At 62.7% G+C, this 24,513-nt stretch carries 25 protein-coding genes; 13 read left to right on the forward strand and 12 right to left on the reverse strand.

Annotation, left to right across the window (positions count from 1 at the left end):
• Window positions 1–31: 31 nt before the first annotated feature.
• Window positions 32–313: a BolA family protein gene (locus M1D43_RS16840; protein WP_153313459.1), complete on the reverse strand. Its 282-nt coding sequence runs from the start codon at window positions 311–313 to the stop codon at window positions 32–34.
• Between the two features lie 139 nt (window positions 314–452).
• Here M1D43_RS16840 and M1D43_RS16845 point away from each other — a divergent pair, with 139 nt between their 5' ends.
• The 4 genes from M1D43_RS16845 (at window position 453) to M1D43_RS16860 (ending at window position 5,408) form a co-directional block, all read left to right on the forward strand.
• The gene (locus M1D43_RS16845; protein ID WP_003527457.1) at window positions 453–1,088 is read left to right on the forward strand and encodes a J domain-containing protein; all 636 of its coding nucleotides are present in this window, start codon (window positions 453–455) and stop codon (window positions 1,086–1,088) included.
• 75 nt (window positions 1,089–1,163) lie between these two features.
• Window positions 1,164–2,159, forward strand: a complete 996-nt coding sequence (gene cobS / locus M1D43_RS16850; protein WP_003527456.1) for a cobaltochelatase subunit CobS — start codon at window positions 1,164–1,166, stop codon at window positions 2,157–2,159.
• A 49-nt stretch (window positions 2,160–2,208) separates the two neighbouring features.
• Window positions 2,209–4,104, forward strand: a complete 1,896-nt coding sequence (cobT, locus tag M1D43_RS16855; protein WP_003527455.1) for a cobaltochelatase subunit CobT — start codon at window positions 2,209–2,211, stop codon at window positions 4,102–4,104.
• Between the two features lie 311 nt (window positions 4,105–4,415).
• A complete protein-coding gene (locus M1D43_RS16860) occupies window positions 4,416–5,408 on the forward strand; it encodes an esterase-like activity of phytase family protein (protein WP_153313460.1) in 993 nt (330 codons plus the stop codon).
• Window positions 5,409–5,491: 83 nt separating this feature from the next.
• Here M1D43_RS16860 and M1D43_RS16865 read toward each other — a convergent pair whose 3' ends face one another.
• A complete protein-coding gene (locus M1D43_RS16865) occupies window positions 5,492–6,130 on the reverse strand; it encodes a VUT family protein (RefSeq protein ID WP_003527453.1) in 639 nt (212 codons plus the stop codon).
• Between the two features lie 135 nt (window positions 6,131–6,265).
• A complete protein-coding gene (gene rpmB / locus M1D43_RS16870; RefSeq protein WP_003527451.1) occupies window positions 6,266–6,556 on the reverse strand; it encodes a 50S ribosomal protein L28 in 291 nt (96 codons plus the stop codon).
• 416 nt (window positions 6,557–6,972) lie between these two features.
• On the opposite strand from rpmB, the gene M1D43_RS16875 reads away from it, so the two are divergent.
• Together M1D43_RS16875 and yddG are read left to right on the forward strand one after the other, a co-directional pair.
• Window positions 6,973–7,764, forward strand: a complete 792-nt coding sequence (locus M1D43_RS16875; protein ID WP_003527448.1) for a DUF3108 domain-containing protein — start codon at window positions 6,973–6,975, stop codon at window positions 7,762–7,764.
• A 136-nt stretch (window positions 7,765–7,900) separates the two neighbouring features.
• Window positions 7,901–8,788, forward strand: coding sequence for an aromatic amino acid exporter YddG (yddG, locus tag M1D43_RS16880; RefSeq protein ID WP_153313461.1), 888 nt, complete (start codon window positions 7,901–7,903; stop codon window positions 8,786–8,788).
• A 3-nt stretch (window positions 8,789–8,791) separates the two neighbouring features.
• On the opposite strand, the gene M1D43_RS16885 is transcribed toward yddG, so the two are convergent.
• Both M1D43_RS16885 and gloB read right to left on the reverse strand, forming a co-directional pair.
• Complete coding sequence (locus M1D43_RS16885; RefSeq protein ID WP_010970112.1) at window positions 8,792–9,232, reverse strand: cupin domain-containing protein; 441 nt, start codon at window positions 9,230–9,232, stop codon at window positions 8,792–8,794.
• 1 nt (window position 9,233) lies between these two features.
• The gene (gene gloB, locus M1D43_RS16890) at window positions 9,234–10,004 is read right to left on the reverse strand and encodes a hydroxyacylglutathione hydrolase (RefSeq protein WP_153313462.1); all 771 of its coding nucleotides are present in this window, start codon (window positions 10,002–10,004) and stop codon (window positions 9,234–9,236) included.
• A gap of 101 nt (window positions 10,005–10,105) precedes the next feature.
• Between gloB and M1D43_RS16895 the strand changes: the two genes are divergently transcribed.
• The 3 genes from M1D43_RS16895 to M1D43_RS16905 all read left to right on the forward strand — a co-directional run bounded on the left by M1D43_RS16895 (window position 10,106) and on the right by M1D43_RS16905 (window position 13,024).
• Window positions 10,106–10,870, forward strand: coding sequence for a class I SAM-dependent methyltransferase (locus M1D43_RS16895; protein ID WP_010970111.1), 765 nt, complete (start codon window positions 10,106–10,108; stop codon window positions 10,868–10,870).
• Between the two features lie 124 nt (window positions 10,871–10,994).
• Window positions 10,995–12,101, forward strand: coding sequence for a histidinol-phosphate transaminase (gene hisC / locus M1D43_RS16900; RefSeq protein WP_153313463.1), 1,107 nt, complete (start codon window positions 10,995–10,997; stop codon window positions 12,099–12,101).
• Window positions 12,098–13,024 (forward strand): prephenate/arogenate dehydrogenase family protein, encoded by a 927-nt coding sequence (locus M1D43_RS16905; RefSeq protein ID WP_027989821.1) that lies wholly within the window; start codon window positions 12,098–12,100, stop codon window positions 13,022–13,024. The genes hisC and M1D43_RS16905 overlap by 4 nt, the downstream gene beginning before the upstream one ends.
• Before the next feature lie 31 nt (window positions 13,025–13,055).
• Here the strand turns inward: M1D43_RS16905 and M1D43_RS16910 are convergent, their stop codons facing one another.
• A complete protein-coding gene (locus tag M1D43_RS16910) occupies window positions 13,056–14,069 on the reverse strand; it encodes a DUF2125 domain-containing protein (protein ID WP_027989822.1) in 1,014 nt (337 codons plus the stop codon).
• Window positions 14,070–14,374: 305 nt separating this feature from the next.
• Here M1D43_RS16910 and M1D43_RS16915 point away from each other — a divergent pair, with 305 nt between their 5' ends.
• The gene (locus M1D43_RS16915; protein WP_107608330.1) at window positions 14,375–14,929 is read left to right on the forward strand and encodes a gamma-glutamylcyclotransferase; all 555 of its coding nucleotides are present in this window, start codon (window positions 14,375–14,377) and stop codon (window positions 14,927–14,929) included.
• A gap of 9 nt (window positions 14,930–14,938) precedes the next feature.
• Here the strand turns inward: M1D43_RS16915 and M1D43_RS16920 are convergent, their stop codons facing one another.
• The 4 genes from M1D43_RS16920 to ftsE all read right to left on the reverse strand — a co-directional run bounded on the left by M1D43_RS16920 (window position 14,939) and on the right by ftsE (window position 18,259).
• Window positions 14,939–15,721 carry a lysophospholipid acyltransferase family protein gene (locus M1D43_RS16920; protein ID WP_010970106.1) on the reverse strand — a complete coding sequence of 261 codons (783 nt, stop codon included), beginning with the start codon at window positions 15,719–15,721 and terminating at the stop codon, window positions 14,939–14,941.
• A gap of 101 nt (window positions 15,722–15,822) precedes the next feature.
• On the reverse strand, window positions 15,823–16,521 hold the full coding sequence (locus M1D43_RS16925; RefSeq protein WP_107608329.1) for a YdcF family protein: 699 nt from the start codon (window positions 16,519–16,521) through the stop codon (window positions 15,823–15,825).
• 105 nt (window positions 16,522–16,626) lie between these two features.
• Window positions 16,627–17,643 (reverse strand): cell division protein FtsX, encoded by a 1,017-nt coding sequence (locus tag M1D43_RS16930; protein ID WP_153313464.1) that lies wholly within the window; start codon window positions 17,641–17,643, stop codon window positions 16,627–16,629.
• Window positions 17,636–18,259, reverse strand: a complete 624-nt coding sequence (gene ftsE / locus M1D43_RS16935) for a cell division ATP-binding protein FtsE (RefSeq protein WP_015007944.1) — start codon at window positions 18,257–18,259, stop codon at window positions 17,636–17,638. The genes M1D43_RS16930 and ftsE overlap by 8 nt, the downstream gene beginning before the upstream one ends.
• Before the next feature lie 424 nt (window positions 18,260–18,683).
• Here ftsE and M1D43_RS16940 point away from each other — a divergent pair, with 424 nt between their 5' ends.
• Complete coding sequence (locus tag M1D43_RS16940; protein WP_153313466.1) at window positions 18,684–19,124, forward strand: hypothetical protein; 441 nt, start codon at window positions 18,684–18,686, stop codon at window positions 19,122–19,124.
• A 25-nt stretch (window positions 19,125–19,149) separates the two neighbouring features.
• On the opposite strand, the gene M1D43_RS16945 is transcribed toward M1D43_RS16940, so the two are convergent.
• Window positions 19,150–20,070: a protein-L-isoaspartate O-methyltransferase family protein gene (locus M1D43_RS16945; protein ID WP_127597436.1), complete on the reverse strand. Its 921-nt coding sequence runs from the start codon at window positions 20,068–20,070 to the stop codon at window positions 19,150–19,152.
• A 335-nt stretch (window positions 20,071–20,405) separates the two neighbouring features.
• On the opposite strand from M1D43_RS16945, the gene hpt reads away from it, so the two are divergent.
• Together hpt and M1D43_RS16955 are read left to right on the forward strand one after the other, a co-directional pair.
• Window positions 20,406–20,951, forward strand: a complete 546-nt coding sequence (gene hpt / locus M1D43_RS16950; RefSeq protein WP_153313467.1) for a hypoxanthine phosphoribosyltransferase — start codon at window positions 20,406–20,408, stop codon at window positions 20,949–20,951.
• 225 nt (window positions 20,952–21,176) lie between these two features.
• On the forward strand, window positions 21,177–21,536 hold the full coding sequence (locus M1D43_RS16955; protein ID WP_003527419.1) for a response regulator: 360 nt from the start codon (window positions 21,177–21,179) through the stop codon (window positions 21,534–21,536).
• 246 nt (window positions 21,537–21,782) lie between these two features.
• On the opposite strand, the gene M1D43_RS16960 is transcribed toward M1D43_RS16955, so the two are convergent.
• A complete protein-coding gene (locus M1D43_RS16960) occupies window positions 21,783–24,440 on the reverse strand; it encodes a TIGR02302 family protein (RefSeq protein ID WP_153313468.1) in 2,658 nt (885 codons plus the stop codon).
• Between the last annotated feature and the right edge of the window lie 73 nt (window positions 24,441–24,513).

The raw sequence follows: 24,513 nt of genomic DNA on the forward strand, positions 1-24,513 counted from the left end.
ATCCATAAGTGTCCACAGGTCCTAGAGCAGTTCACCAGCGCGTCGCTTCCCCTGGCGCAGCCGGTTCCACCGCCAAAGCATGGAGGCCGGCATCGAGCTCCGGCTTCAGCAGATCGTTTATGGCGCGGTGGCGCGCCACACGGCTCATGCCGGTAAAGACGCTCGAAACGATGCGGACGCGCATATGCGTTTCGCCGCCGCCGTCGAATTCCGGCTGATGACCGGCATGCTGATCGCTCTCATTGATCACCATCAGCCGCTCGGGATGGAAGGCTTGCGTGAGCTTCTCTTCGATGCGGCGTTGCAGCGACATGTCTTCAGTCCCATTTCCCTGTTTTGCTGCAAGGGGCGGAGCCAGGCGGCAGCGTCTCCCATGCAATGCAAAATGCCCGCACAAAGCCAGTAACATTCCGTTTTGTCAATTCTTGTTGTCGCCCTCTGCAAACCCCATAATGTGCGTCATGAAGCTCGATTCAAAATATTTCGACCGCATCCGAACGCGCCCCCGGGGTCAAGCGCGCGTGGAGCCGTCTGCGCCGGTGTGCCAATGGGACGGCTGCGACAATACGGCAGTTCATCGGGCACCCGTCGGGCGCAATGCCGAGGGCGAGTATTTCATGTTCTGCTTCGAGCATGTGAAGGAGTACAACAAGGGCTACAACTATTTTTCCGGCCTCTCCGACACCGAGATCGCCCGCTATCAGAAGGAAGCGGTGACCGGCCATCGTCCGACCTGGACGGTCGGTGTCAACAAGAGCGCCCGCAACGGCCCGACACAGTCGCAGATGCGCTCCGGCACCGCCGGCGCACAGGCGCGCATGCGCGATCCTTTCGGATTTTTCAACGAGGCGCGCGCCCGCCAGGCACGGCACGAACCGCGCATGCGCAAGCTGAAGACGCTCGAGGCCAAGGCCTTCGAGACGCTGGGGCTTGCGGCCTCGGCGACGACCGCCGACATCAAGGCGGCATACAAGGAGCTCGTCAAGAAGCACCACCCCGACGCAAATGGCGGAGACAGGGGGTCGGAAGACCGCTTTCGGGCGGTTATTCAAGCCTACCAATTGTTAAAACAGGCTGGTTTCTGCTAACAACCCGGATTATGACAGAAGCACACTTTGCAGGCGAATGCGCGGGTGCCGGCGGGCGTCCGCTCTGGAGTTATGATGAGCAAGATTGACCTCGACATTTCCAACCTCCCCGACACGACGGTCTCTGTCCGGGAGGCTTTCGGCATCGACACGGATCTGCGCGTTCCGGCCTATTCGAAGGGCGATGCCTATGTGCCCGAAATCGACCCGGACTACCTCTTCGATCGTGAGACGACGCTCGCCATTCTCGCCGGCTTCGCCCACAACCGGCGCGTGATGGTTTCCGGTTATCACGGCACCGGCAAGTCGACCCATATCGAGCAGGTCGCGGCGCGGCTCAACTGGCCATGCGTGCGCGTCAACCTCGACAGCCATGTCAGCCGCATCGATCTCGTCGGCAAGGACGCGATCGTCGTCAAGGACGGGCTTCAGGTGACCGAGTTCAAGGACGGCATCCTGCCCTGGGCCTATCAGCACAATGTCGCGCTCGTCTTCGACGAATACGATGCCGGCCGGCCCGACGTCATGTTCGTGATCCAGCGCGTGCTGGAGTCCTCCGGCCGCCTGACGCTGCTCGACCAGAGCCGTGTCATCCGCCCGCATCCGGCCTTCCGATTGTTTGCGACGGCAAACACCGTCGGTCTCGGCGACACGACCGGCCTCTATCACGGTACGCAGCAGATCAATCAGGCCCAGATGGACCGCTGGTCGATCGTGACGGCGCTCAATTACCTGCCGCACGACAAGGAAGTCGACATCGTTTCCGCCAAGGTCAAGGGCTTCGTCGCCGACAAGGGGCGCGAGACGGTCTCCAAGATGGTCCGCGTCGCCGACCTGACGCGTGCCGCCTTCATCAACGGCGACCTTTCGACCGTCATGAGCCCGCGCACAGTCATCACCTGGGCCGAGAACGCCTATATCTTCGGCGACATCGCCTTTGCGTTCCGCGTGACTTTCCTCAACAAGTGCGACGAGCTGGAGCGGGCGCTGGTCGCCGAGCATTATCAGCGCGCCTTCGGCGTCGAGCTCAAGGAGAGCGCTGCCAACATCGTGCTGGAAGCGACCGCCTGAAAATCGATGTGCTCGCATAACGGCCGATCCGGTTGAAGAAGGAATTGTCGTGAGTTCGAATTCCAAGGCGAAACCGACTACGAGGGAAAACGCCGCCGAACCGTTCAAGCGGGCGCTTTCCGGCTGCATCCGGTCGATCGCCGGCGATGCGGAGCTGGAGGTCGCTTTCGCCAATGAGCGGCCGGGAATGACAGCCGAACGCATCCGGCTGCCGGAGCTCTCCAAGCGCCCGACCCGTCAGGAGCTGGCAGTGGCGCGCGGCCTCGGCGATTCCATGGCGCTGCGCAAGGCCTGCCACGATGCTCGGGTCCATGCGACGATGTCGCCGCAAGGGGCGGACGCCCGGGCGATCTTCGATGCGGTCGAGCAGGCGCGCGTCGAGGCGATCGGCGCACTCAGGATGCCGGGCGTGGCGGGCAACCTCTCCTCCATGCTCGAGGAGAAATACAGCAAGGCGAATTTCGCTGCGATCGACGCTCAATCGGACGCGCCGCTCGAAGAGGCGGTGGCACTGCTCGTGCGCGAGAAACTGACCGGGGAGAAGCCGCCGGAGTCGGCCGGTCAGGTCCTCGACCTCTGGCGCGACTTCATCGAGCAGAAGGCCGGTCCCGACATGCGCAATCTGGCCGGTACGATCAACGACCAGCAGGCTTTCGCCCGCGTCGTGCGTGACATGCTGTCTTCGATGGATGTTGCCGAGAAATACGGCGAGGACGATAACGAGCCGGACGAGCAGGAGAGCGAAACCGACGAGGACCAGCCGCGCAGCCAGGAGCAGGACGAAAACGCCAGCGACGAGGAAGAGGGCTCCGACGCCGCGCCCGCCGACGAAAACCAGTCTGCCGAGGAGCAGATGGAAGAAGGCGAGATGGATGGCGCGGAAATTTCCGACGACGATCTCCAGGACGAGAGCGACGAGGACAGCGAAACGCCCGGCGAGGTGAAGCGGCCGAACCATCCCTTCGCGGATTTCAACGAGAAGGTCGACTATTCGGTCTATACCCGGGAATTCGACGAAACCATCGCCTCCGAGGAGCTCTGCGACGAGGCGGAACTCGACCGGTTGCGCGCCTTTCTCGACAAGCAGCTCGCCCATCTCCAGGGCGCGGTCGGACGCCTTGCAAACCGCCTGCAGCGCCGCCTGATGGCGCAGCAGAACCGGTCCTGGGAGTTCGATCTCGAAGAGGGCTATCTCGACTCCGCCCGCCTGCAGCGCATCATCATCGATCCGATGCAGCCGCTCTCCTTCAAACGCGAGAAGGACACGAATTTCCGCGACACGGTCGTCACGCTCCTGATCGACAATTCCGGTTCGATGCGCGGCCGCCCGATCACCGTCGCCGCGACCTGCGCCGACATTCTTGCGCGCACACTGGAGCGCTGCGGCGTGAAGGTCGAGATCCTGGGTTTCACGACCAAGGCGTGGAAGGGCGGACAATCGCGCGAGAAATGGCTCGCCGGCGGCAAGCCTCAGTCGCCCGGCCGCCTCAACGACCTGCGCCACATCATCTACAAGTCCGCCGACGCGCCCTGGCGTCGCGCGCGCCGCAATCTCGGCCTGATGATGCGCGAGGGACTGCTCAAGGAGAACATCGACGGCGAGGCGCTGATGTGGGCGCATGATCGTCTCCTGGCGCGGTCCGAGCAGCGACGCATCCTGATGATGATCTCGGACGGTGCGCCGGTCGACGATTCCACTCTGTCGGTGAACCCCGGAAATTACCTCGAACGGCATCTGCGCGCCGTTATCGAGCAGATCGAGACGCGTTCGCCGGTCGAACTGCTTGCGATCGGCATAGGGCATGACGTCACACGCTATTATCGCCGCGCCGTGACCATCGTCGATGCGGACGAACTGGCGGGGGCGATGACGGACCAGCTTGCGGCGCTCTTCGAGGACGAGAGTATGCGCCGCCGCCCGGGCGGAGCGCGTCGCGCCGGTTGACGGATTTCCGGCCGCGGCCACCCCCTAGGACCTGTGGACCCTTATGGATAGGGATTTGACGGCCCATGTTGCGAGGGACTTTCGTGGAAAATCCGGCGCCGCAGGCCGTCCGCCTGCAAGCCGGATTTTTCGCGACAAGGCACCGCAATATGGTCCGCCCGAAGGGTTTTGCACAAATCGCCCACTGCCGGCGGCTTTTCCCTTGCAAAGGGGGCAACCCTTTGCTGCGGAAAAATCCTTGGCATTGACCGATTTGTGCAAAATCAAACCCCTATCCATAAGCGTCCACAGGTCCTAAGGTCATTCCTCAGATGTTCTGCCGAAACTTTGCCGTGCTTTTCCTGCTGATTTCGGCTGCTGTCGCGCGCGCGGAGCCGGCGCGCGAGATCGTGCCCGTCAAGAGCCGGCAGATATCCCAGTTCAAGGTCGGTTCCGACAAAACGGTCTTCGGCGCACTCGAATTCATCGGCGGCATAGAGATGACGTCAGCCAACCCTTTGTTCGGCGCGCTGTCGGCGATCCGGTTTCTGCCGGACGGCCAGTCCTTCGTCGCGGTGATGGACACGGGCCACTGGGTCGAGGGGGCCGTCATCCGCGACGATGCGGGCGGGCTCGAGGGGCTGAGCGATCTGACGGTCACGCCGATGACCGACGCAAACGGCGAAGCTCAGCTCGAGAAATGGCGGGTCGATTCCGAAGGGCTGGCCTTGCGCGAAGGTCAGGCGATCGTCAGCTTCGAGCAGTCGCCCCGGATCGAAATCTATCCCTATCCCGGGTTCGCCGAGGCGCGTCCCCAGGGGCAGATGGCCTTGCCGTTCCCCGTCGAAGAGCTGCGCAGCAATGGCGGAATCGAGACGATCGCGATCGCGCCGAAGAACGGCCCGCTTCGCGGCGCCGCCGTGGTCGTCTCCGAGCGCAGCGTCGACAAGGCGGACAATCTTTTTGCGGGGATATTGGAGGGGCCGATGAAAGGCGCCTTCACGGTCGTGCGCGCCGATCCCTATTCGGTCACTGACGGCGCTTTCCTGCCCGATGGCGACCTGCTTCTCCTCGAGCGGCGATTCAATTTCGCCTCCGGTCTCGGCATGCGTATTCGCCGTATCGCCGCGGGGGACATCCGGCTTGGCGCCGTGGTCGACGGCGACGTCATGCTCGAAGCGGACATGAGCTACCAGATCGACAATATGGAGGCGCTCGACGTCATCTCGCGGCCCGACGGCGAGATCCGGGTGATCTTGGTTTCGGACGACAACCACTCGATCCTCGAGCGAAACCTGATGCTCGAATTCCGGCTGATCAAGTGAAACGGGGCCGAATGCCCCGCCGCTCCAATGCGTTGAAACCACACACTTCCGCATGGGGAAGTGCTCTACCCGATGAGCGGTTTTCAGGTCGTTGCTTTTACCGCCGGCATGGGTTTGACGACGCTCATCAGCGCGCCATAGGGAAGCAGCAGGACGATACCGCAGAGTATCTTGACTGCGAGATCGCCGAGCGCCCAGGAAATCCAGCGCGGGGCATCGGCGCTGAGCAGGCCGAGAACGGGCGCGGTTTCCAGCGCAAAGCCGTCATTCGCACCTAGGAACACGAAGAACGGCGCAAAGGCGAAAGAGAAGAACATCGCCGTATCGAGGGCCGAACCGATCAGCGAGCCTGCGAGCGGCGCCTGCCACCAGGTCTGGCGCCTGAGCCGGTTGAAGACGGAGATATCCAGAAGCTGGCCGAGCAGGAAGGCTGAACCGGAGGCGATCGCGATGCGTGGCGTCGCGGCGAGAACGGAGAGCACGACGGCAACCGCGAAGCCGGCAACGACGACGCGGCGCGCGATTCGCGGCCCGAACTGGCGATTGGTCAAATCTGTGACGAGGAAGGCGAAGGGATAGCTGAAGGCGCCCCAGGTCAGGAGGTCGCCCAGTTGCATCCCGGCTATCGAACCCGGGAGCGGATACTGGACGAGGAAGTTCGACGCCACGACCACGAAGGTCATCAGCGCCACATAGAGGTAGAACGTACGGTTGATCAGCATTTTTTTATCCTGGGTTATGCCACCAGTTGACGGATGCGCAGGCAGGTGCTTGCACGGCGATGGACGACACGAGAAAAAGGCTTGCCGGGCGAACCCGCAAGCCTCTTCAAGGTCTCGGCAGAAGTACCGGCGCTATCAGGCGGCTTCGGCAGCCTTCTTGACGATCTGACGGCGCAGCAGGCGGGCGCGCATGCTGAGCTCGTTCTCGTCGGCCTTCAGCAGGAAGGCGTCGAGACCGCCGCGGTGTTCGACCGAGCGGAGAGCCGCGGCGGAAACGCGCAGGCGGAAGCGCTGGCCGAGAGCATCGGAAATCAGCGTGACGTTGCACAGGTTCGGCAGGAACTTGCGCTTGGTCTTGTTGTTGGCATGGCTGACATTGTTGCCCGACTGGACGCCCTTGCCGGTCAATTCGCAACTACGGGACATTGTACACCTATTCTCTTATCGCCGCCGGACAATGCGGTAGCGGGCCCAGAGCCCAGGCCGCGTTCCTGTTGGCCATTATTGGAAAGTCGCGGTTCTATAGTCACAGGTGGCCCGCCAGTCAAGTCAAACCTTTGCATTCCCGAGCGAACGGGGCGATTTCGCCTGTTCTGCACTCATTAGCACGGTCGTTCCGGCGCGCAAGACGCATTCCAAGAGAGCGGCCGATGCGCTATCTTTTCCATGAGGACCGCGCCAGATTTCCAGCGGGCGCAGAAATGCCGCAAACCGCCTGCATTCCGGGGGATTGCGACATAAATACGCCGACTTTCCTCGGCGTCGGCAAGGTGTTGTAACACTATGAACGCTGCATGGTTCCGTTTTGAGCCGTTCCGGTATCGAGGATCATGCAGGACAGAATGGGGCTTTCGGGCATGAAGTTGTGCATTGGTTTTCGCGCGCCGGCTTTCCTAGCCGCCATGATGTTTTCCACAGCCCCGCTTGCTGCGGAAGTCTCGCATCAGACGGACTACAGCATCGCGCTCGCCGGCCTGCCTTTGGCGCGGGCATCGTTCCACACCGAGGTCGAAAAGAATCGCTACACGATCTCGGGAACCCTGAACTCCGCGGGACTCGTGGATATCATCAGCCGCACCACGGGGCAGACGCGTGTCTCCGGAGTAATCGACCGCGACCATCTCCGGGCAAGCGAATATTCCATGTCCTACCGCAGCGGCCGGAAGGGCCGGGCCATCAATGTAAGCTTCCGAAACGGCAATGTCGTCCGGGCGAGCATGGTTCCGAAGCGTAATCCCTTGCCGAAGAACTGGGTGCCGGTCACGAGCCGGGACATGCGCAATGTGCTGGACCCGCTTTCCGGTCTGCTCATTCCGGCAAGGGCCCGGGTCTGCCCCAACACGCTGCCGATCTTCGACGGGGAATCGCGGCTCGACATAAGACTGTCTCCGAAGGGAACGCGAAACTTCAAAACCAGGGGATTCGAGGGCGAGGTGATCGTCTGCGGCATCCGCTTCGTACCGAAGGCGGGATACCGGAAGGGCCGCGAGGACGTCGAATATCTGCGCCGCCTGGGAACGATGGAGATCTGGTACGCGAAGGCGAACGGCGTGGACGTCTATGCTCCGGTCTATGCCCGCATACCGACGAAGATCGGAGCGGTCACGGTTTCGGCGACGCGCTTCGGCGATTGAAGCCCGCCGGCGGGCTCTTTCCTTACGCGCCCCCGAGGATCGCACCCCTCTTTTCGGAATCACGTAAGCGCGATAGATCAGTGGGATTCGGGTGGGGTGACGGCCGCGCCGGAGTCTGGGCCGCGCGGAGGCGGGAATGAAGTTCAAGGCAACGCTGATCGGTTTCACCGCGATCCTCATGTGGTCGCTGCTGGCGCTCTTTACTGCCGCATCCGGCAAGATGCCGCCGTTTCAACTTTCGGCCGTCTGCTTTCTGATAGGCAGTCTGCCCGGCATCGCCGTCCTGGCGTCGAAGCCTGAGCGCCTCGCACTTCTGAAGCAGCCGGCAAAGGTGTGGGTCATCGGCATTGCCGGTCTTTTCGGCTACCACTTTCTTTATTTCACGGCGCTTCGCAATGCGCCGGCCGTGGAGGCGGGGCTCATCGCCTATCTCTGGCCGCTCTTCATCGTTGTCGGCTCGGCGCTGCTGCCGGGCGAGAGGCTCCGCTGGCACCATGTCGCAGGCGCCCTTGCAGGGCTCGTCGGAACGATCCTGATCGTTGCGCGCAACGGCATCGCCTTCGACGACGCCTATGCACTCGGCTACGGCGCGGCATTCCTCTGCGCCTTTACCTGGTCCGGCTATTCGCTGATCACGCGCCGCTTCGACGCGGTATCCACGGATGTCGTGACCGGTTTCTGCCTTGCGACATCGGCTCTGTCATTCCTCTGCCATCTCGGACTCGAAACGACGATCTGGCCTGAAACCACCTTCGAGTGGCTCGCCGTGGCGGGGCTCGGCCTGCTGCCGGTCGGTGCGGCCTTCTATGCCTGGGACTACGGCGTGAAGAACGGCGACATCCAGTTCCTGGGCGTTGCGAGCTATGCGGCGCCGGTGCTTTCGACCCTGATCCTCATTCTGTTCGGCTTTGCCGAGCCGTCCTGGCGGATCGTGGCCGCCTGCCTGCTGGTGACGGGCGGCGCCGTGCTTGCGGCAAAGGACATGATCTTCCGCAAGGGCAGGGCCGCGCAACCGGCGGAGTAGAACTCACTCCTCAGCCGGCCGCCAATCGGGGTGCGCCATTTCGAAGGAGGCGAAGTCGAAGCCGGGTGCGACGGTGCAACCGACGAGCGTCCACTCACCAAGCGAAGTGGCGGATTGCCACCAGCCGGCGGGAACGACCTGTTGCGGCCTTTCTCCGCCGAGCAGGTCGGGACCGAGCCGGGTCTGCGAAGCGGCCCTGCCGGGCTCGGCAATGCTGAGCTCGAGCGGGGCGCCGGCGTAGTAGTGCCAGACCTCGGCGGCATCGTGGACCCGGTGCCAATGCGACCGGTCGCCGCGTTCGAGAAGGTAGTAGATGGCCGTCGAGTGGCCACGCGCGCCACCATTGGCATCGCGGAACGTCTCCCCGTACCAACCGCCTTCCGGATGCCGGGCAAGACCCAGCGTTTCAATGATAGCTGCCGCCGTCATTTCCCGAGTCGCCATTTCAGAAATTGTCCTTGCGCTTGCGTATTTCCGCGAAGACGACGGCATCGCTCGCCTTTTCCATACCGAGCAGCGCGCGGATCTTCGGATCGCCGGCGCGCAGGAACGGGTTCGTCCGCTTTTCGAGGCCCATCGTCGTCGGCGCGGTGAAGCCGCCATCCGAGCGGGTCTCCTCGATCTCGGCCGCACGCTCCTTCAGCGCCGAATTTTCCGGATCGACCGTGATGGCGAAATGGGCGTTGGCAAGGGTGTATTCATGGCCGAAATAGATGGCCGTGTCGTCGGGAAGCGCCATCAGCCGGCTCAGCGACTGCCACATCGTATCGGCCGTTCCCTCGAAGAGACGGCCGCATCCGAGCGCGAAAAGCGTGTCGGCGGCGAAAAGCAGCTTGTCCTCGGGCAAATGGTAGCAGACGTGGCCGGACGTGTGTCCCGGCGTTTCGATGACATCGACCGGATGGCCGGCGAAGTCGAAGCGGTCACCATGTCCGACGGTCCTGTCTATGCCGGGGATCTTCGACGCCTCGTTCTTCGGGCCGATGATGGTGAGGCCGAAGCGTTCCTTCAGACTGGCATTCGCAGCCACATGATCACCGTGGTGATGCGTGGTGAGGATATGCGTCAATTGCCATCCGCGCCGTTCGAGCGCGTCGAGGATCGGCCGCTCCTCCGGTGCGTCGATCGATGCCGTAGCGCCGCTAAGCCGGTCGTGGAGGAGCACACCGTAATTGTCGGTGCGGCAGAGGAAGAGGTCGAGTTCGAGCGCGGCCATGTTTCGGTCCTCCGATCGGTGCGGGGTTATCGGAAAGCGGCGATCCCGCTCGGTTCGAATGTAGCGAGGCTCGCCTTGAAGTCTACCGCTTGGAGTCTAACATGTTGCCCATGCACACCGATATCGTCGATCTCCGCCAATTCTATCACTCCGAGCTCGGCCGCATGGCGGAACAGTCGGTCAGTTCAGCGCTTGCTTCCATCTGGGCACGCCTGCCTGAGGAAAGGCTCCTGGGGCTCGGCTACGCGGTGCCCTATCTCGAGCGCTTCCGTGCCGATACGGAGCGGACCTTCGCCTTCATGCCGGCCGGGCAGGGTGCGGTGAACTGGCCGGTCGCCGACCTGTCCTCGACGGCACTGGTCTTCGATGAGGAATTGCCGCTGCCGGATGCCTCTATCGATCGCGTATTGATGGTCCATTCCCTGGAATTCGCCGAAAGCCCGCGCGAAACGATGAAAGAGATCTGGCGCGTGCTGGCGCCCGGCGGACGCCTGATCATCGTGGTACCGAACCGCCGCGGCGTCTGGGCGCAGATGGAGCACACGCCTTTCGGCTCGGGGCGGCCCTATTCCCGCGGGCAGCTGACGGCGCTCTTGCGCGAGACCAACTTCACGCCCGGCGCCACGACGGAGGCGCTCTTCTTTCCGCCCTCGAAGCGCAAGCTTGCCCTTCGGCTGCGCCACGGTCTGGAACGGTTCGGCCGGTCGCTGTGGCCGGTCTTTTCCGGGGTGATCATCGTCGAGGCGCAGAAGCGGCTTTATCAGGGCCTGCCGGTGGCCGCACGCGCCTCGCGCCGCGTCTTCGTCCCGGTGCTGGCTCCGCGGGGCGTGCCCAGCACGCGCAGTCGAGCAACGAAAGCGCCGTAGGCCGCAGTCTGCTGCCCGTCACCCCGTTGCTTGCTCCCGCACCGGCCGCCGTCACGTCGCACTCGACAAATATCACCGTCCCCGGTATTGGCTGGACCGCATTCTTCCCGTGAAAGCTGGTCCGATGAATCTTGCCCTGAAAAGCCCTGCGCCGCGTTCCGGCATCCTGGACATCGCCGCCTATGTGCCGGGCAAGGAACATGCGCCCGGCGTTGCCAAGGTTCACAAGCTGTCGTCGAACGAAACGCCGCTCGGCGCGAGCCCGCGCGCGATCGAGGCTTTCCAGAAGGCGGCTTTCAATCTCGAACGCTACCCGGACGGTCAGGCGAATGCGCTCAAGGAAGCGATCGCGGCGGTTCACGGGCTGAACCCCGCCAACATCCTTTGCGGCAACGGGTCGGACGAACTGCTCGGTCTTCTCTGCCATACCTATCTCGGCCCCGGCGACGAGGGGATCGTCACCGAACACGGATTTCTCGTCTACAAAATCCAGATCACCGCGTCCGGCGGGACACCCGTCACGGTCAAGGAGAGGGAAGAGCGCGTCGATGTCGATGCGATACTTGCGGCCGTGACCGAGCGGACGAAGATCGTCTTCATCGCCAATCCGGCAAATCCGACCGGTACCTATATCCCCGTCGAGGAGGTCCGGCGTCTGCATGCGGGCCTGCCCGCCGGCGTCCTGCTGGTGCTCGATGCGGCCTATGCGGAATATGTCCGGCGCAACGACTACGAGGCGGGACTGGAACTCGTTTCGTCCAACCGCAATGTGGTGATGACCCGAACCTTTTCGAAGATCTACGGCCTTGCGGGTCTGCGCATCGGCTGGATGTACGCGCAGCGCGACGTGGTGGAGGCATTGGACCGCGTCCGCGGTCCCTTCAATCTCAACGCGGCGGCAATCGCAGCCGGTGCCGCGGCGATCCGCGACCAGGCCTTCGTTGCCGCGGCGGTCGACCACAATCACACCTGGCTGGCGAAGATCGGTCAGGCGTTGACGGATATCGGCCTGCGCGTCACCCCATCGGTCACCAATTTCGTGCTGATCCACTTCCCCGAGGAAGCGGGCATGTCGGCCAGCGACGCGGATGCCTATCTGACGAGCCGGGGCTTCATCCTGCGCGCCGTCGGCGCCTACGGTTTCCCCAATGCGCTGAGAATGACGATCGGCTCCGAAGAAGCGAACAAGGGCGTCGTCGCGGCACTGACTGAATTCATGGGACGGAAATGATGGCTCAGCAGTTCGAAACCATCGCCCTTATCGGCATCGGCCTGATCGGGTCGTCCATCGCCCGGGATATTCGCGAGAAGCAGCTCGCCGGTACGATCGTGGTTACGACGCGCAGCGAAGCGACGCTGAAGCGCGCCGGCGAGTTGGGCCTCGGCGACCGCTACACGCTTTCGGCGGCCGAGGCTGTCGAGGGCGCGGATCTCGTCGTCGTTTCGGTGCCAGTCGGTGCATCCGGCGCTGTCGCCGCTGAAATCGCAGCCCATCTGAAACCGGGTGCGATCGTCACCGATGTCGGTTCGACCAAAGGGTCGGTCATCGCCCAGATGGCGCCGCACCTGCCCAAGGACGTCCATTTCGTGCCCGGTCACCCGATCGCGGGTACCGAGCATTCCGGCCCGGATGCCGGCTTTGCGGGCCTCTTCCGCGGGCGCTGGTGCATTCTGACCCCGCCGGCCGGCACGGACGAAGAGGCGGTCGCCAGGCTCAGGCTGTTCTGGGAAACGCTTGGCTCGATGGTCGACGAGATGGATCCGGAGCATCATGACAAGGTGCTGGCGATCGTCTCGCATCTGCCGCATATCATCGCCTACAACATTGTCGGCACCGCCGACGACCTGGAGACGGTGACCGAGTCCGAAGTGATCAAATACTCGGCCTCGGGCTTCCGTGACTTCACCCGCCTTGCCGCTTCGGACCCGACCATGTGGCGCGACGTCTGCCTGCACAACAAGGACGCGATCCTGGAAATGCTCGCCCGCTTCTCCGAGGACCTCGCCTCACTGCAGCGCGCGATCCGTTGGGGCGACGGCGACAAGCTCTTCGATCTCTTCACCCGCACGCGGGCGATACGCCGCTCGATCGTTCAGGCCGGTCAGGACACCGCGATGCCCGATTTCGGCCGGCACGCGATGGACCAGAAGTAGGCTGCCGGAAGCAGGCTGCGAAGACCGGCGCTCACAGCGCCGGCAGCATGCCGATCGGAACGAAGGCGAGGAAGGCGGTCCCGTCGCGGACGTTCAGTTTGACTGTCGCTTCGTTCTTGCCGCCCGCAAGCGCCTTCAACATGTTGGCGACGTTGTCGATCAGGTCGGTTTCGTCCGGAGCAATCTTCACGAAGTTTTCCCGCCAGGCATCGATGTTCGCAAGCGTGAGAGAGAATTCCCCCGAAATCAGCCCCTGATCATTCACCGAAAAGGGGCCGGTGAGTTTTGCGCTCATTCCGGAGCCCGCATCGAGCGTCAATTGCCGCAACTCGCCTCTGGTGCCGCGGAGCATATGGGGCGGCAAAGTGCCCGCCTGAAGCCACTCTGCCTTGTCCGCAACGGTCAGGTCCATTGCGACATCGGCCGGTGCGGCAAGACTGGGTCCCTGGTCCGGGCGCAGGTCGAGCTTTTCGATGCTGAGTGCCGCGTCTAGGTTACCGCCGTTCTGGCGCAGATGGAGCTCGCCATGGCTGGCGCCGAAGCCGAGGCCCTTGCCCGTCAGGGGGGAGCGTGCGGTGCCGGTCAGATTGTCATAGGCCAGCGAGGTGCGGTCGATGCCGGAGAGGGTCGCCGCGACACTTGCGCGGAGCAGCGTCCAGTCGGCGGAAATCGTGACGCCGGGGGAAACGCGGATTTCGGCGGGGCCGTCGAGCTCGAGGACCGCACGCCCGGGCTGATAGACCTGCGCCGCCGTTCGCAGCGCGCCGAAGGACGCGGAGGCGCCGCGGCGCGTATCGTCGAGGCGCACCTTGTCGCAGAACAAACCGAGGCGGAAGGGAAAGCCGCGCACCTCCATCTCGGCGCATTCGCCGCTGAAGCCGATCGCCTGGCCCTTCGTCAGATAGGCAGTCAGCCGCTTCTGGATCTGGTCCGCGGCAAGAAACCAGCCGGCGGAATAGAGGCCGCCCACGAACACGATACCTGCTGCCAGCCACAAGAATTTCCTGCCGGTAGGCGATGGCTTGGCGACGGCGGTCACAGTCATGTTGTCGGGTACTCCACACTGGATCACGATGATTTCAGGTCGGGTCGACCTAAAACTCATCTCGCTCTTGCCGCCGGGAGCGGCCTTTCGGGTGGCCGATTCCCCTGCGGCGAACTAACCTTCATCAGCAATCGCGACACGGCCTATCGGCGCGACCAGTTCGATTGCAAGAGAATTGCTGCACAATTTTGTCCTTCGACCGATACGGTCCCGGGAATTATGCAGTAAAAAATTCCGGTAGGCCGCAGGAGCGTCGAATATCGATTCGGTGGACTGATTCGGCGGCTTGCCGGCGGCATGTTTGAATGGCAGCGGATATGGACGAATTTTGGGTCTTTGGCTACGGCTCGTTGATGTGGAATCCGGGCTTTCGCTTCGAGGAGAAGCTGACGGCGCGCGCTTTCGGCTACCGCCGCTCGCTCTGCGTGCGTTCCTGGGTTCACCGCGGGACTGAACGGCACCCCGGCCTGGTACTCGGGCTCGACTATGGCGGCTCCTGCATCGGGACGGCATTCCGCGTGGCGCCTGCGCAAAAGGCGGAGGTGATCGACTATCTGCGCGAACGCGAGCTGGTCACCCACGTCTACAAGGAACGAACCATGCCGGTACAACTTTCCAGCGGACACCGCGTGCCCGCGCTGACCTATGTGATCGATCGCTCACATGTCCAGTATGCCGGTGCGCTGAGCGCGGAGGAGGCGGCCGCGACGGTCGCCGTCGCCACCGGCAAGTCCGGGCCGAACAGCGAATACGTTCTCAATACGCTCGAACATCTTCGCGAAATGGGTATCCGCGACCATTGGCTGGAGGAGGTTGCCGCGAAGCTGACGGCCGGCGGAGCTGAGTCGCTCCGGGCCTGAAGGGGGAGGCTACCGAGCCCCGAGTTCGCGCAGCCGCTGTTCGGCGGTGGGCGGCAGCGGCAGGTGCGGATTTGCCCGCACGGTTTCGATGAGGAGGTCGTCGCTCGCAGCCTCCGTAACTTCCACCAGCTTCGCCAGAAATGCGTCCGGATCCAGCCCGGCCTCGATCGGCGGGAGGACACGCACCTTGAAGTGGCCAGGGAAACGGAGGAACTTGCGCCGCGGCCAAAACAGCCCCGGATGCATCGCGACGGGAACCACCGGCACCTGGAGATCCCGATAGAGCCGGGCGATGCCGTATTTGTACTCCGGCGGTGCGCCGGGCGGGCGGCGGGTCCCCTCGGGGTAGATGATCAACTGACGCCCCGTCGCCATCTCGTTTTTCGTGCGGTCCATGACCTCGGTCATCGCCTTACCGCGCGCGGCGCGGTTCACCGGAACCATGCGCTGCTTGACGATGTACCAGCCGAACAGCGGTATCCAGGTGAGCTCCCGTTTGAGGATATAGAAGGGATCGTCGAGCCAAGGCAGAAGCGCATAGGCGTCCCAGAAAGACTGATGCTTCGGCGCGAAGATGTAGGCGCCCTTCGGAATGTTCTCGAGGCCCTCGATCTCGAAGGTCGTGCCGACGATCTTCGCGAGCAGCCAGTGGTTGCTGCGCGCCCAGTTCTTGGGCACGAACCAGGCCGTCTTGCGCGGCACAAGGAAATAGAACGGCGTCAGCACGATCATCTGCACGATCAGGTTGGCATAGAAGACCAGATTGAAGAGGATCGAACGCAGGATGATCATCAGGCAGACTCTCGGGTGCGGGTGCGGTGCGCCACGCTGCCTACACGAATATGCGGCGGAGGAAAACAGCCTCGCGACGAGAGCACCTTTCTATGCCGGTCCTACTCCCCGGCCGGCGCAATATGAGAGGGGCCCGACCTGAGGCCGTTCGTCCAGCGGGCGCCCATCACATCGCGCAGCGTGGCGACCGAGTATTTGCCGTATTCGAGCAGAATGGCCTTCAGCACCAGCGGATTGCGCAGCCAGTTGGTCGTCTTGAGATCCGAATTGACGACCGGGTAGGCGATGAATTCGGTTTCGGGCCTGGCGCGGCGCAGTTCGAGCAGGCTGCGCGGCATGTGGTAATTGTTCGTCACCACGAGGATCGTCCGATAACCTCGGTTTCGGATCCACAGCGAGGTTTCGGTCGCATTGCCGATCGTATCGATCGCCGCATGACCGATATCGACGCAGCATTTGAACAGGTCGGCCGAGCTCTGGGTGTTGCGCCTGATCTGGCTTCGTGTCGTCGACGGATGAACACCGGAAATCAAGAGCCGCTTTCCGGCACCGAGTTTCAGGAGATCGACCGCCTGGTCTATTCGTTGGAAGCCGCCGGTCAGCACCACGATCGCATCCGCTTTCGGAGTGGCAGGCGGCTGCAGCGAGGCGACGGTATCGGCGAATTGCAGGAAGCCGGCGGTGAATACGGTGAGAAAGGCGAGCAGCACAAAGAAGCCGCGGCGCAGCACTTTGCGCAGCAGGCTGCGGGACTGGCGACGGCGCGCGGCCCTCTCCAGCCATTTGCCCCTTTCGGCCATCCCGCTCCCGCGTAGTTCTCCCGCCTTCATGATTCTCATCACATAGCCGCAGATTGCGGCAGGGAATAGATCGATTGCGGGCAATTCATGGCCTTCCGGCCGATTTCAACCCTGAAAGGTGTCGGTCCGGCCCGGATCCGATCGGATAAGGTCGATTTCGTAGATCGTCCGCATGACGGTAAGGCGCGCCGTCAAGGTCGTCAGCAGGGCAATGACCACGATTATGCCGAAGATACCGAGATAGCCGGTGTAGCCGATGGCGAAGGTACCGAACAGAGCGGTCGCCTGATCCGTTTCAGGGGTTGCAAGCGTCTGCGACTGCCAGAAGCTCGCCAGTGCAAAGGACAGCGCAGCGAGAAGGCCGCCGGCGCCGGCGCCCTTCAGACTGATTCGGAGAAAGTGCTTCTGGAATTCGGCGGCGACGAAACTCGCTTCCGCTCCGACGAAATGAAGGACCTCGACGATGTGGCGGTTGCCGGACAGCGCGCCGCGGGTGGCGAAAACCACCGTCAGCACCATTGCGGAGAAGACCAGTACCAGGACGCCGGTGCCGATCATCGTGGTCGTACTCGCCATCGCTACCAGGCGATCGACCCAGGTGCGGTGATCATCGAGGAAGGCCTGCGGGATGATTTCGGTGAGCGCCTTTCGCATGGCGCCGAAATCGGGGGGATTGCTCTCGTCGATCGTGACGACGACGAGCCGCGGCACGGGCAGTTCGTTCAGGTCGAGTCCGCCACCGAGCCACGGTTCGAGCAGGCGCGCCGTCGCCGCCCGGTCGATGATCGTGCCGCCCGTCGTGCCGTTGAAGGTCAGCGCCAGGTCACGGGCATCGGCGAGCGCCCTCTCCATGTCGAGGTTGTCGTCCGGCTTGATCTGGATGGTGATCTCGCGGGAGATCTGCGATTGCCAGCTCTGTGCGGTCGCCCGTACCATGCTGACGCCGCCGAGGGTCAGGCAGGCGAGAAAGGACATGATGGCGATGACGCACATGAGCGCATGGCCGGAAACGTTGGCCGAAGGCACGATCGGCCCCGTCGGGCGCACGCGCATCTCGCTGCGACGCTGCTGCTGTTGCGGCGGAGGGGCGGGCTCGCGGCGGGAAACACGGTTCTCATTCATAGATGTCGAGCCGTCCCTGTGACAGGATCATTCGCCGGGCCTCGACCTGATCCATCAAGGACAGGTCGTGCGTGGCGATCACCACCGCGGTCCCGAGCCGATTGAGTTCCATGAAGAGATTGAGCAATCGCCGCGCCATCGGCGGATCGACGTTGCCGGTCGGCTCGTCGGCAAGCAGGATCTCCGGCCGGTCGATCAGCGCCCGCGCGATCGCGGCGCGCTGCTTCTCTCCGCCGGACAGCACCGGCGGCAGCACGTTGAGGCGCTCGCCGAGGCCCACCCATTTAAGGAGTTCGAGCACGTCGGAGCGATAGCTCGACTCCTCCTTGCCGCGGACCCTGAGGGGAAGGGCGACGTTTTCATAAGTCGTCAGATGGTCGAGCAGCCGAAAGTCCTGGAAGACGATGCCGACCCGGCGGCGCAGCATCGGAAACTCCTCACGGGGAATGGAGGAGATGTTGCGGTCGAACATGCGGATGAGGCCGCGCGTCGGCTTGAGCGACAGGAAGAGGAGCCGGAGCAGCGTCGTCTTGCCGGCGCCCGACGGACCGGTCAGGAACTGGAAGGAACGGCGCGGAATATCGAATGTCAGGTCCCGGAGAATCTCTGGTCCCATGCCATAGCGCAATCCGACGTTTTCAAAGTGAATCAATGGGACAGCCCAGTCTCTCGTCACGACCCTCGCCAAATCCGCCGAAGGCCGGATTATCGCAGCTCCACCCGTCTATCAGATGCGCCACGGCCGGTGAAGCACTTCAAGCACCGCATGTCTGCTTGCACAGGCTCCGAATTCAGGAACATGCAGTAGGACGGCACTGCTGCCAAGGCAAAACCGCGCGTGCCGCTATGGTTAAGCAAGGGTTAACGTTCCACGAAAAGACGCCGCTTTCGCGGCCTTCTTTCCAAAACATTAACCATTTCGGTTTACGTCTCGTCAGGATTCGGAGCAATGCCTTGCATCCATGCAGATGGCATGTGCATCGAGAGAAGACGTACGGCGCTGCAGGCAAGACGTTCGGCGCCGCGTTCGGGGAGCGCCCATGCAGGCATTTCGCGCAAAGACCGCGGGCATCGACCTCATTCCACCGGAGCGCGCCTCGCGTTCGAGCGCCGCTCAGCCGAGGCGCCTCGACTATATCGATGTCGAGTTCGAAACGGTTGCGCCGACCGCACGGCGCAGCCCCTATCCGGTGTTCAACGACAACCGCCGGGCCGGCGCCCGGCAAAAGGCCAACGTGGCGGCCGCCCCGGGATTGCGGAGTGCAGCACGGCGGATCCTGGTCGCGGCCGGGACCAGGCTCGATGCGATGCCGCCCCGGCGCTTTGCCGGCCTGGCCGCCTTTCTCGGACTTACGGTTTTCCTGCTGATCGCCGGTTTCGGCGGCGACGGGCGGGCCGACATGCACCCGCTGCCGACGAAGGGCGGAAAAATGCCGGACCTGACGGTTTCCTTTGCCGAAGACGGTGCTTCCGATCGCTGATGTGTGCTCATAGCGGCGACTGACTTCAATAGAAGTCTGCACTGCTAGATTTGGAAAGCGGTTCGTAGGACAACCCCCAATCGTCACCGGAAAACCACTCATCTGATGTTTTTGCTTTGCCTAAACGCAAACTTCTGATTCTGTCCGCTTTCTTCGTTTCGATGCTATCTTGCAGCTGCTTTAGGTACTTCTTTCTATTGTAATGGATAGCGGTCTCATCATGAGAGCCCTCTCCCCAAACAAAGTAGGTGGGGCCCAGCGACGAGGCTTTGTAACCCGAAGGTTCTCGTTGCACGAACAGAAATATACCTTTAGCCGTCTTAGATCTTTTGTTTTGCGATTGCTCTATAGGTACGCCCAGCGGAAATATTAACTTGCCACCAACTCGAAGGTTCTCGATCCAGGATTTCGCAGGGCGAGAACTGGCGAAGTTCACGTAAATTCGATCGACGGGAACTTGAGGCCAGACACACCCATCTCCTTGGATCACTCTTATGTTGCCATTGTCGCGCAAGTTCCTTCCGGCGCTGTCAGCCAATACGGGATCAAACTCGATAGCCGTGACAAGACCGCTGTCTCCTGTCAATTTGGATAGGATAGACGTGTAGTAACCAGTGCCGCATCCAATATGTGCGACGCTGTTTCCGCGATTTATTTGCAAGGAATGCAACGCCCAAGCGTGCAAAGCTGGACTTCCGTTATTGACGTTCCGTTCCTGTTGAATGGAAAGAACACAATCTTGATACAGCACGGCCGGATCCGACGAAGGAATCTCGTAGTAGCCGTCATACCTTGCGAGAAACCAAGGGGGAGGTCCAAGGTAGTGCTCACGGCGCTCCGCCGCAAATGCGTGTTCCAGGTCTTCATCGGCAATCCCCGCAGCTGCCAGGATTTGCTTGGCATAGGCGCGCCTAATGACTGCCAGTTCATCCTTTGAAAAACTCATTCAGACCTCACAGCGTAAACGGGTCCATCGGCCGAATTTCAGAACATTTCCGTTAGGACCTCTGCGTTGTGCTATGCATGGTTGACTTACCGAGTTCTAACTAAATTTTACCTTGAAACCCATAGCTCGGTGAGTTTGCGCCAAGTTCGCAGGCAGTTTACAAAAATCAAACTTCGGCAGGACGTATAGGGCCATACCCGCTACCGACGAAGGGCGGAAAAATGCCGGACTTGCCGGTTTCCTTTGCCGAAGGCGGTGCTTCCGATCGCTGAATGTGCTAATCGCGGCTAAACAAGGGAAGGCTGGTGTTCTTCCTTACGAATGGAGAAACCCGCATGCCCGTCGTCCGCGGCAAGAATATCGAAGTCCTCTACAGCGCCGAAGCCATTGCGGCGAGAAATCAGGAAATGGCCGCCGATATCGTTCGTGGGCCGCATAAGGATCTTCTGGTCATCTCGATCCTGAAGGGCTCCTTCATCTTCGCGGCCGATCTGATCCGCGCCATGCATGCCGCGGGCCTTGCTCCGGAGGTCGAGTTCATCACGCTTTCGAGCTACGGAACCGGGACCGAATCCAAGGGCGTAAAGATCACCAAGGATATCGACAGCGATGTGCGTGATCGCGACGTGCTCCTCATCGACGACATTCTGGAGTCCGGCCGCACCCTGCGCTTCGCCAAGGAGCTGCTTCTGGAGCGCGGCGCACGAAACGTCACGATCGCGGTGCTGCTCGACAAGCGGGTGAAGCGCCGCGTCGACCTCGAAGCGGATTATGTCGGCTTCGAGTGCCCGGATCATTTCGTGGTCGGCTACGGAATGGATGTCGCCTACGCGTTCCGCGAACTGCCGTTCGTCGGAGTGGTGACGGGCGACGCAACCTAACTTGGCTCGTACCTTTTCTGCTGTGCGTCTGTCACGGGCACCGTCTCGGCGCCGCCGAATGATTAAAATGCCTCCTATCGTGTTTACCGGAATCAAACGAAAAGCTGTTTGTTTGGATGACGTATCGCGGTCGCATGAGGCGGCGGACGATACGGAGATCCAACGGAGCGTCCATGGCATCCAATCGCCGCGCCGCTCCCCGCAGAAAAAATACGGGAGGCCATGATGGCGAAAATCCTGATCACCGAGGACGAAGATGGCTTGCGCTCGTTCGTCGCGCGCGCTTTGCGGCTCGACGGGCACGAAACGGTTGAAGCCGGGGACGGAGCCGATGGGCTTGCCTGCCTTCGCGATCAGCCGTTCGACCTCTTGCTATCCGATATCCGGATGCCGGTCATGGACGGCATCGAGCTTGCGCATCAGGCGGCCGCCGCATTTCCGGCATTGAAGATCCTGTTGATGACCGGCTACGCCGAACAACGCGAGCGTGCCGACGACCTCTCCGGCAAGGTCGTCGACGTCATCGAGAAGCCATTTTCACTGCCCGACATCCGCAAGGCCGTAGCGCTCGCGCTGGCCGCCTGACGTCGCCGTCGAGAGGGACGCGGTTGATGTGTCCGCGCGGCCCCTCATCCGGCTGCCACCACCTTCTCCCCGCAAGCGGGGAGAAGGGATATGCCGCGCCCGCTCGCTCCCTCGAACGGACGGTGAATGCAGAGTTCAGTTGGCGCCGCTTGTCCCTTCGCCCCGCGTGCGGGGAGAAGGTGGCCGGCAGGCCGGATGAGGGGCTGAAACGCGCGTAAGCGCCGAAGGGCCCATCCGCCCTTGCCATCACCGCATGTCGAGCAGTCGTTCGAGATACTGCCGCTCCAGCTCGGGCGACAGGCTGTCACCCAACTTACGACGGATCTCTTCCAGAATCTGGCGGGCGCGCTGCGTGTCGATCTCGTCGGGCACCTTCACCTGATCGCCGAAATCGGGGCCGGCGTTCTGCTGCCGGCGTCCGAGCGGGTCACGTCCGTTCTGACCATATTGCGGAATGCCTTGTCCGGGACCTTGCCCCTGACCCTGGGCCTGCATCTGGTTCATCATGTCCTGCGCGCCCTCGCGCAGGGCCTGCAGGGCCCGGCCCTGGCTGCCGACCGCCTGCTCGCCCTGGCCCTTCCCGAGAGCGCCGGCGGCACCTTCCATCTCGCGCTGCGCCTGACCGAAGCCCTTGCCGGGCTTGATCCCCAAATTCTCGAGCCCCTTCTGCAGGTCGCCGAGTTGCTTGCCGAGCGATTCCTGCTGCTCTCTCAATTGCTTAAGAGCCTCCTTCAATTGCTCGGCGGTCATGTCGTCCATCGGGTTGGGTTGGCCATTGGGGTCACCCCGCTGCCCCGGCTCCTGGGGCATGTCCTGGCCGAAGAGTTCCTCGTCCTCGCCTTCGAGCGGATCGCCGCGCTGCATCCGGTCGCGCAGTGCCTGGTCCAGCTTGAAGGTTTCGTCCATCAGTTGCTGCTGCTGCTGCATCAGCTCGCCGAGCTTGTCCATCTGCTGCCGCATGGCGTTGTTCTGCTCGCCCATCTGCTGCTGCATGCGTCCGGCCTGGAGATTGTTCATCATCCTCTGCAGCTCGGAGAGCATCTGCCGCGCCTGATCGCGCGCGCCGGAACGGGCCAGATTTTCGATCTGGTCCATCATCTTCTGCAGGTCCTGCTGGCGCAGAACGTTGTTCATCTCGGGATTGGCGGCGACAGCCGGGTTCTTCGCGGCCTGCTCGGCGAGCGCCTGCATATATTCCTGCATCGCCTGGCGAAGCTCGTCCATCAGGCGGGCGATTTCCTCGTCCGAGGCATTGCGTTCGAGCGCGTCCGACAGGGCCTGCTGCGCGTCGCGCAGCCGCCGGTCAGCGAGCGACAGGTCACCGTCCTCGATGCCGAGAGCGATTTCCCACAGGTGGTCGGCGGCATCGCGCAGCATGTCGTCATTTCGGGCGAGCTGCATGCGCGTGCGTGCCGACTTCAAGAGCAGGAAGTGGGTGGCATTGGGGATCGTCTCCTCGGCATAGAGCGTCAGCGCATCATTGAGATCGATCGCGCGCGGCAATTGGTTGGCGTCGAGCGCGAAGACCTGGCGCTGTTCTGCGACGGCAGCGGCGAGGGGTTCGAAGAACCGGCGCGCCGGCAGAACGATCTCCTGCGGCACGCTTCGTCCCTCCTGGCCGGCTGCATCACGAGCGACGAGCGTGATGCTCACGCGCTTTCCGGCAAGCGGATGCTCACTCAGATTGCGGCTCGTCGTACCCTTTGCCTCACGGGCATTGCGGCGCGGCAGATCGAGGCGATATTCGGGAGGGGCGTAGAGCGGATGGGCATCCTTTGCGGGCTCCTCGAGGGGCTTGATTTCGGCCCAGGCCTGGGCGATGCCGTAGTCGTCATGGGCCAGGTAGCTGATATCGAGCGCTGCATTGACGGTTGGACGCGGTGCGCCGTCGAAAGCGATGCCGGGCACGCTGTCGGGCGTGATCTTGAAGCTCCAGCTCTGGCCGCCGACGGAGAGCGTTCCGTCCTTGGCGATCTTGTAAACATGATTGCGGACCGCATTCGGAGTTGCCTGGGGCGTTTCAGACCGGGGCGTTTCAGGTTTGGCTGTTTCCGGCCTGGATGTCGCCTCCGCCTTGGCGTCGGACGGCGGGATTGCCACCGGCTCGTTGCCCGCCTCGGCGTAGCTGACCGTTTCCTCCGTCCCGGCCCCGGTTATCCGCACCGTAAGATCGCTGAACTGCGGTATCGTGATCTGAGCCTTCTCCTGCGGATCCTTCTCCTGTGCTGGGTCCGTCGCGTCCTGACGGCCCGTAAGAAAGATCGGCGCGCGGCCGGTATAGGCGGGCGGCGTCACCCATGCATCGATACGGATGTCGGCAGCCGTTACCTCCTGCTCGGGCAAGCGAAAGGCGTCCGAAATCAGTCCGGCGCGGTTCGAATAGGAATAGGCGAAGGCGATGCAGGCAAGGAGGACGGGGATGGCCCGCAGCGCCCACGGGTCATGCCGTGCGATATCGGGCCGCGGCAGACCCGTATCGAGTTCCCTGACCATGCGCGCCATACGCGCCTGATGTTCGCGCCAGAGTGCGGCGCCGAACGCTCCTTCCGTCGCGGGCGCATCGTCCTGGACGCGGATCGCCTGATGGGGCAGCCGGTTGCGCTCTTCCAGCATCCGGTCCGCCTCGGGCGTTTCCGGCCAGCGAATGCGGGTCAGCGGCAACAGGGAGACGAACAGCCCTACGACGAAGAGAAGAAGAAGGGCGGCATGCAGCCAGAACGGCGCGGCCCGAAAGAGGCCGACCCAGCCGGCGGAGAGAAACAGAAGAACGAGCGAGGCCGGGACGAGCATGCGTGGCAGCAGCTCTTCGGCCAAAAGAACAGAACGGGCGAGGAATCGCTTCGCCGCCAGCATCCTGGCGAACGACTGCGGTTTTGGCGTTTCATCCTGCCGGAATTGCGTCATCCGCCGAAACTTCCTTTCGATCCTTCGACCGCGGGCGGTCGATGGTCAGGATAACATTGTTTGTGGCGAAGAC

The organism is Ensifer sp. R1-3, from assembly GCF_056739175.1.